We start from the raw sequence: 8,375 nt of genomic DNA on the forward strand, positions 1-8,375 counted from the left end.
AGAATTTTTGCAATTGCTAAAAGGGAGGAGCCTTTTGTAAAATTATCCAATTAAAAATTTGTTTTTAACTTAGAATGCTCAGTGTGACATATTTGGAGATTTGAGATATGAGATATGAGATTTGAGATTTGAATCTAGAAGCTAGAAACTAGAGTCTAGAGGCTAGACTAAAAACGGTCAACTCTAATCAGGGAGGTTCACGCTTTAGATTTGAGGTGTTAGATTTGAGATTTGAGATAATGTGAGCCAAATTTGGGTACAAAGTTAATGAAAATGGGGCTTGGCGAGGCACTTCGACTGCGCTAGTTTGACATATTTGGTGATTTGTTGATTGGATAATTGGATTGATGGTACTAAAAGTGAATTTATGAATAGCTTCAGTCTCATTAAAGTCGAATAAGTTAAAATTAAATTTTACGCACAATTAAAATTTCATCGTCAGAAAATTCCATCCACGCTAGGTCGTATACATATAAAAACATCTTGTTTTTTGAGTTTATGTGAAAGTGAGTATGGTATTTAAACCGAAAGCCTTTTTTCTCTAGTAGGTTTCTATACACTTTTATCTGCGTTTTATTTGTCCCTAATACTTCTCTAAGAATGCTGTAATTGCGTTTTAAATAGCTATTAATTTCTATAGCGGCTACTTTAGTTGCATATCGAACTTTTTTGTGATAGACATTTTTACAATAAGTAGAACAGAAAATTTTATCTGTTCTACCTATTATGGGTTTTTCGCATATTTTACACTTTCTATTCATTTAACTGCTTGCTGTTCACACAAATATACGTATTCGTTCTTAACGGTTATATACTTTTATCTTCCTACAACATAGTGTTTTCAATTTTTTCCTTCGTTAAATTTGAGTATTGCTTGATATAAACCAACTGTGAATAAGATGGATGATTCTCATATTATTATGTATTTGCCGGAACCAAAAGCTGGACGTGTTAAATTTTTTATACCTTATAAAATGCGCAAGGAGCGAGCGGCTTTTAAAAGTTTGAATACGAGCTTTTACCACTATCATCAAAAGTTATGGAGCATTGTAAACACTTCGGAAAACATTAAAAAAGTTGAATTGCTTTTTGGTGAAAAACTTCAGAAACAAACCTTGAAAGCTCCAGCAACCCTCCCCAAGGTGGAAATTTCTGAAGCCATACAAATGGAGTTAGATCGCAATCATCAAAAAATGATTTTAAAGGGTTTTAGTAACTCCACCATCCGAAACTACCAAAGTAGTTTGATACAATTTTTTAAATATTTTGAAGCTGAACCGTACCGTGAAATAACCAAGGAACAAATTGAAGGATTTTTATATTTTCTTATTAGTAAATTTAAAATTAGTGAACAGAAACAAAACCAACTTGTTAGCGCCATTAAGTGTTATTATGAGCATACATTGGGAATGCCGCGCGAATATTATGATATAACAAGGCCCAAAAAAAGTAAGAATCTTCCCAATGTACTAAGTGAGGATGAGGTTCGGGATATTATAAACTTTCCTAGTAATACCAAGCATAAAGCCATACTGCACACCATTTATGGAGCGGGTTTACGTGTGGGTGAATTAATCCGTTTACGCGTGAATGACATTCGAAGTGCCGACGGCTATATTTTTGTAAAAGATGCTAAAGGCAAAAAAGACCGACATACCGTTTTAAGTCCGCTGCTTTTACAGTTATTACGTGTTTATTTTAAAGAATACAGACCAAGTTATTGGTTGTTTGAGGGGAAGGAAGGAGGGCAATATACTGCGCAGAGCGTACAACGCATCTACCGTCGGGCGGTTAAAGGCACCAACAGCAATCCGTGGAGTACGCCCCACACCTTGCGACACAGTTTTGCCACACATCTCATGCGGCGGGGTGTTAATATCCGTTATATACAGAGCGCTCTTGGCCATTCGAGCACAAAGACTACGGAGGTTTATACACGTGTATTAGGCATTAGCAATAAAACTTTAAAGAGTCCATTGGATACTTTATATGAAACAACTATATTTGAAAAGGATAAAACAAAATGATTCATGGGGTACAAGTGCAATATACACGTCATACATCTGTCCCAATGTATTATATAATCATGTTGTAAGTAATGCGGAAATCGCGCTGAAATTGAACATTTGAACTAAAAAAGCCAACGCTCAAACAGCACATTTATTTTTTTGCCGACACGAAAGCCAACGCTGAAAAAAATAAAAGAGCTGTTTCTTGCCAACGCTCGGAATAATATTAAATTTGAGAAAAAACTTTAAACATATATGAGCTTATTTCAGAACTCTGTTCTAAACAAATATTTAAAAGGATTGGAGTCCGAAAAAGTTAATGAAGCTTACGAAAGATTTACAAGCCACTTCCATAATCCTACCATTCAGGAAAACATTAGAAATTCCAAAGAAGAACAATATCAAGGCGAATTTCTGATTGACCTTTTTGTAAACGTATTCGGATACACTAAAAATCCAACACCTGACTTTAATCTCACAACGGAATTAAAAAACATAAGAGGTTCTAAAAAAACAGATGGAGCTATTCTGAAAGGAGAAAAAGCACTTGCAGTAATTGAGCTGAAAGGAACAAATACAACAGATTTAAGCAAAGTAGAAACACAAGCATTTGGATATAAAAACAACCAACCTGGTTGTAATTATGTAATTACTTCCAACTTTGAAAAATTGCGTTTTTACATTGACAATGCAGTCGATTTTGAGGAATTTAATCTATTTCAACTAACTAAAGAACGTTTTGATGTTCTTTGGCTTTGCCTGTCATCAGAATATCTTTTAAAGGACATTCCGAAAAAGATTAAAGACGAATCCTTAACACAAGAGGAAAATATTACCAAAAAGCTTTATAAAGATTACGCTTCATTTAGAAATGAGATTTTTGATAGTATCCAAAAAGAAAATCTTGAATACGACAAACTGACTTTATTCAAGAAAACACAGAAACTACTCGACCGTTTTCTATTTATCTTCTTTGCAGAAGACAGATTATTACTTCCACCAAACTCAATTCGTTCTATCGTAAACCAATGGACTGATTTACGTGATAAATATGACGAGTATTTCCCATTGTATGACCGATTTCAAAAGTATTTCGGATATATGAATACTGGACACAAAGGGCAACAACACGATATTTTCGCATACAATGGTGGTTTGTTTGCACCAGATGAGATTTTGGACAACATCAAAATAAATGATGAGTTACTTTATAAACACACACTAAATTTAAGCAACTACGATTTCGAAAGTGAAGTTAGTGTAAACATACTTGGGCACATTTTTGAACATTCTTTAAATGATATTGAAGAAATACAACTTGAAATCCAAGGTGTATTAAATGATGAAGCAAAAACAAAAAGACAAAAAGATGGTGTTTTTTACACACCAAAGTACATTACAAAATACATAGTTGATAATACGATTGGAAAACTGTGCGAAGAAAAGAAAACTGAACTTGACATACAAGAAGCTGAATATGAAAAAGAGCGAAAAGGACGAAAAAAAACTACACTTAAAAACTTAACCAAGAAACTTGACACTTATAGAAAATGGTTATTACAAATAACAATTTGTGACCCAGCTTGTGGTAGTGGTGCATTTCTCAATCAAGCGTTAGAATTTCTAATTGCAGAACACCAATATATTGACGAACTTCAAGCCAAACTCTTCGGAGATGCAATGATTTTAAGTGAAGTTGAAAATGCCATTTTAGAAAACAACTTATTCGGTGTAGATATTAACGAAGAAAGTATAGAAATTGCTAAACTCTCTCTTTGGTTAAGAACTGCACAAAAAGGAAGAAAACTAACTTCTTTAAACAATAATATAAAATGTGGCAATTCATTAATTGACGCATCAGATGTTGCTAGCGATAAAGCCTTTAATTGGGAAGAAGAATTTCCTAAAGTGTTTAAAAATGGTGGTTTTGATATCGTAATTGGTAATCCACCCTATTTAAATTTTAAAATGTACTCAAGTTTTGAGAGGAGTTTTTATGAATTAAAATATCCAGATTCTTATTCAGGTAAAGCAGACATTTTATATTACTTTTTTGATAAAGGTTCTAGCATTCTTAACGAAAATGGTAAAATAGGATTTATAACATCACGTTATTGGCTAGAAAGTGAATATGCTAGTAAATTAAGAAAAGTATTACTTGAAAGATTACATATTAGAGAGGTATTAGATTTTAAAAATATAACAATATTTCCAGGTGTTGGAACGAAAACTAGTATTCTAATAGGAGATAAAATTCCAGCTATTGACCTTGAATTAAAAATTAAGTACATACAATTTAATGGTAAAATCATAGATACTGTTTATGATAGACTAGATACTACTGATATTTATTTGAATTATGATTCATTATATGCATTAAAATTCTGGGAGTTTTATTCGAAAACTGGTTCAATAATTTTGGATAAAATGAAATCTGAAGGTATTGAATTAAACGAAATTGCTGATTGTCGAGCAGGTATTCAGACTGGCTGTGATAAGGCATTTATTACTACAAATAGAAATGACTTTTCTAATGTAAGCCAAGAATTAATAAAAACTTGGGTAAAAGTTGGAGATTTATCAAGATATTCCTTGGAGCCAGTTGAAAAAAGGTGGTTAGTTTATAGTAATGATATTGAAGACATAGATTCAATTCCCGATTTAAAAGAGAGATTTTTAATTTTCGAAGACAAATTGAGAAACAGAAGAGAAGCAAAAAACGGGAAAATCAGATGGTTTGATTTACAATGGGCTAGGGAAAAAAGATTGTTTGATGACACAAAAATATTGTGCAGGTATAAAGCACCTCATAATACATTTGTAATTGACTATAACGGCAACTACTCTAGTGTTGATACTACTATCGTACAATTAAATGAGGAATGGAAAGAAAAAGTTGATTATGATTATTTATTGGGAATTTTAAATTCCAAGTTACTAGATTACTTTTTCAAAAGCTATGCAAAAGTAATGGATTACAGGTATGAATATTATCCTAATCCTGTTGGAAAACTTATGATTAAAATAGCAAATTCATCAGAACAGTTAAAAGTTAAAGAATTAGTCATTAAAATCCGAAATTCAATTAATGAACAGACCCAAATAATTAAACAAACATCAGATTTAATTTCGGTAAAATTCAATATTAAAAAATTATCTAAAAAACTTCAAAATTGGTCTAAATTAGATTTTAAATCATTTTTATTAGAGTTAAAAAAGAAGAAAGTAGAATTGGATTTAAATGAAGAGGCTCAATGGATGAAATACTTTAATGAACAAAAGGAGAAAGTTCAAAATATAAATATGATAATTGAAAATAATGAGAAGGAACTAGACAATTTAATTTACGGATTGTATGGACTGACAAAAAATGAAATGACTATTGTAGAAGATGCCTACGCATAAGCCATACACATTCGCAATTCGAACCAGCCAACGCTACACCAAAAATTGCAAAAGAGTATGTCTTGCCAACGCACACATTTGAACTAAATAACAAACATCGGAAAACCAAGCAGAACGTGAAAAGCACTACTTACAACAACGTGTATAAAACATAGCTATTATAGGCTTTCCGAGAGGTTTTTGTATATTTACAAAGTACGCCAAATTTTTTATTTGGTTATATTTAGAAAAGAAAATTAAACATAAAAATAAAAAAATCGGCTCGTGCGTAATCCGAAAAGTTAGCGTTTATTTATACGCTACGTTTCATACACAAGACCGTTGCCCACAATTTGAAAAAATGAGAGAATTTCAAGAAAAAGTATCGGAGGAATACCGAAATCACAGAGATAATTTTCGTGATTGTTATACGTATATCGAAAAATATGGACGAAATAAATTTAAAAATGGTAATTATCTAGATTTTGTAGCTAAAACAACAAATGCAACAGAAATTTGTCAAAATGAAATAGCTGAAATAATAAGACTGGATTATATAAAATCCAATGGCAATAATTTTAAGGTTCGTCCAACAGTCAAAAATTCTACTGATTATTTAAGAAAAGAAATTCTAAAAATGAATATACAGCATAGTTACAATAAAAGTCTAGAACGAGCACTTTATGAGCTTTTACAAACAATTCGAGATAATATAGTTCATTATGGAAAATTTGAGGTTTCTGAAAATCAATATGAACGTAATTTTGTTTTAATAAAAAATGCTTCAATAATTGCTAATAATTTAGTTGAGCAAATAGAAAAAATGGAAAAGGAATGAATTACGTCATTTATAAAAAAAACTATCCGAAAACTTGTAATCTGTTCTTTGAATGGTTGGCATCACAGAATGAAATAGACTATGTTGACAATGCTTGGTTTTTTTATTTTTTTACCAACTATTTTGATTGGTGGCCAAGGTGGTTCATTATTAATAATGAAAAGCACATCCGAGAATTAATAAAGATTTATCCAAACAATTATAATAAAGCCGAAAACGAAATACAATTATCTGTTAATAGTGAAAATGATTATGACAAAGTTTTCAATTGTTTAGAAATTTTATTAAGCAAAAAACTGATATGACCGAAATTGAAATTTTAGGAAAACATTTGTTCAAACTAGGTTTTAATATCACTTGTATTACTAACTACATTACAGAGCATAATTTTTATGACGCGAACATCCTCAAAGGTCCCTACCACGAATGGAATCATCTCAAAAATACACGTCAAAAAATTGAAGAACTTGAGAGTTATGATTGGAATAATGCTGTTGGAATTGGAACGATAGCTGGATTTGAAAATCTACATATTTTAGATATTGACGGTTGTTCCAATTACGAATTTATCGAGGATTTATTAATTATTTTAGGACTTCCAAAAAGTTATCAATGGGTTGTAAAAACTGGAAGTTTGGATGGATATCACATATACTTTTTTTCAGACTTAATTGAAGCCTTGGAAGAAGACCAAGTTGCCTCATCATATCCACCTAATCTAGATAATACAGCTTTATTTGAAAAAATGGAATTATTATGGAGTACACATATTGTTCTACCTAATTCTCTACATAAATCTGGTTCAAATTATAGTTTTACCAATTGTAAATTTCCAAAAGAGAAACCAAATTTTATAGATATCAATAAATTCAAAATTATAGAAAGCCTATTTTTAAATATCTCGGAAATTGAAAAGAAGAAGGTATATTTCTCACTTTCAAAAGAAAAACATAGAAATGTCAAATTACCAAACAATATTAACTTAATTGACCTTTCCAAAATAGAAGAAAACTTATTTTTCTTATTTGATATAGAAACCGATGGCCTAATAAAAAACGGAAAATTCCCTAACATTGTTCAAGTATCTTGGATGATAATGAATACTAAAGGAGTTGTTTATAAAAAGACTACAGAATTAGTAAATTCTGATTTTAACGAAAATTCTGATGCGTTTAAAGTCAATAAGTTAAACCCTTCAATCATTAAAAAAATTGGAAAGCAACCTTCGGATGTTTTTCTGGATATGACTTATGACTTAAAACATTGCAAAATCATTTCAGCACATAACTTAAAATTTGATTTATCTATTCTTGAAAACGAATTCCGCAAATATCAAATTGATTTTAATTTTAGCCCTTTTGAAAAATTTTGTACAATGGATTTCGGAACAGAATTGCTTTCAAACGAATTAAATCCAGAGCCGAAATTTCCAAAATTAACAGAGCTATTTGAACACCTTTTCAATCATAAAATTAAACAATTTCATAATGCTAATTCAGATGTTACAATACTCGCCAAATGCGTGAAAGAATTATTATACACAGGAAACCTTGAAAAGTTTAAAACATAGAATGATAAAGGAACAACAACATACTAACCAAGAAATTTTGAATGGACTTGTTGAATCTTGTCTAAATTTTAATCCCAGTTATTTTATTCCTCTTTTGCTTTCTAAAAAGGTAATCACAGGTATGCCAAATAAAGTTCGTTTTTATAAGTTTTACAAATGTATGCTTCTGTGTGCAAAAGAAAATTCAGTCGGACAATTAACATTTAGAATTGAAAAACCGGATTGGGAAAAGGATAAATCAATTGAATATTATAATTTATATGATAGCAAACATAAATACTCTCGATTATCAATAGTCGTGAAAAAAACTGACGATAAAATATTTTTAGATACGATGCCATTCTGAAAAAAACTGTGGGCAACAACGTATATAAAAAATAGCGGCTTAATTACTTAAATAAAAGAAAATGAATAAATTAAAGGTCAGTTATAAACCGAAAAGTTAGTGCTTAAAACCCGCTACTTTTCATATACAAGACCGTTGTGCAATATTGAACGAGACCCAAATCGCAGCGGAAAATTGGCGGAATAACGTCCGATTTTTTTTGGAATTTAGTGTTATAAAAACAAAAAG

General features: G+C 30.7%; 5 protein-coding genes. All 5 read left to right on the forward strand.

Annotated elements, in window-relative coordinates:
- Positions 1 to 1,004: 1,004 nt before the first annotated feature.
- Positions 1,005 to 2,027 (forward strand): tyrosine-type recombinase/integrase, encoded by a 1,023-nt coding sequence (locus tag K8089_RS15655; RefSeq protein ID WP_237604241.1) that lies wholly within the window; start codon positions 1,005 to 1,007, stop codon positions 2,025 to 2,027.
- Positions 2,028 to 2,264: 237 nt separating this feature from the next.
- Complete coding sequence (locus K8089_RS15660; protein WP_237604242.1) at positions 2,265 to 5,414, forward strand: Eco57I restriction-modification methylase domain-containing protein; 3,150 nt, start codon at positions 2,265 to 2,267, stop codon at positions 5,412 to 5,414.
- 340 nt (positions 5,415 to 5,754) lie between these two features.
- On the forward strand, positions 5,755 to 6,231 hold the full coding sequence (locus K8089_RS15665; protein ID WP_237604243.1) for a hypothetical protein: 477 nt from the start codon (positions 5,755 to 5,757) through the stop codon (positions 6,229 to 6,231).
- A gap of 301 nt (positions 6,232 to 6,532) precedes the next feature.
- The gene (locus K8089_RS15670) at positions 6,533 to 7,801 is read left to right on the forward strand and encodes a bifunctional DNA primase/polymerase (protein ID WP_237604244.1); all 1,269 of its coding nucleotides are present in this window, start codon (positions 6,533 to 6,535) and stop codon (positions 7,799 to 7,801) included.
- Position 7,802: 1 nt separating this feature from the next.
- Positions 7,803 to 8,147 carry a hypothetical protein gene (locus K8089_RS15675; protein ID WP_237604245.1) on the forward strand — a complete coding sequence of 115 codons (345 nt, stop codon included), beginning with the start codon at positions 7,803 to 7,805 and terminating at the stop codon, positions 8,145 to 8,147.
- The last annotated feature ends 228 nt before the right edge of the window (positions 8,148 to 8,375 follow it).

This window comes from Aequorivita vitellina (assembly GCF_022008365.1).
In the GTDB taxonomy this organism is placed as follows: domain Bacteria; phylum Bacteroidota; class Bacteroidia; order Flavobacteriales; family Flavobacteriaceae; genus Aequorivita; species Aequorivita vitellina.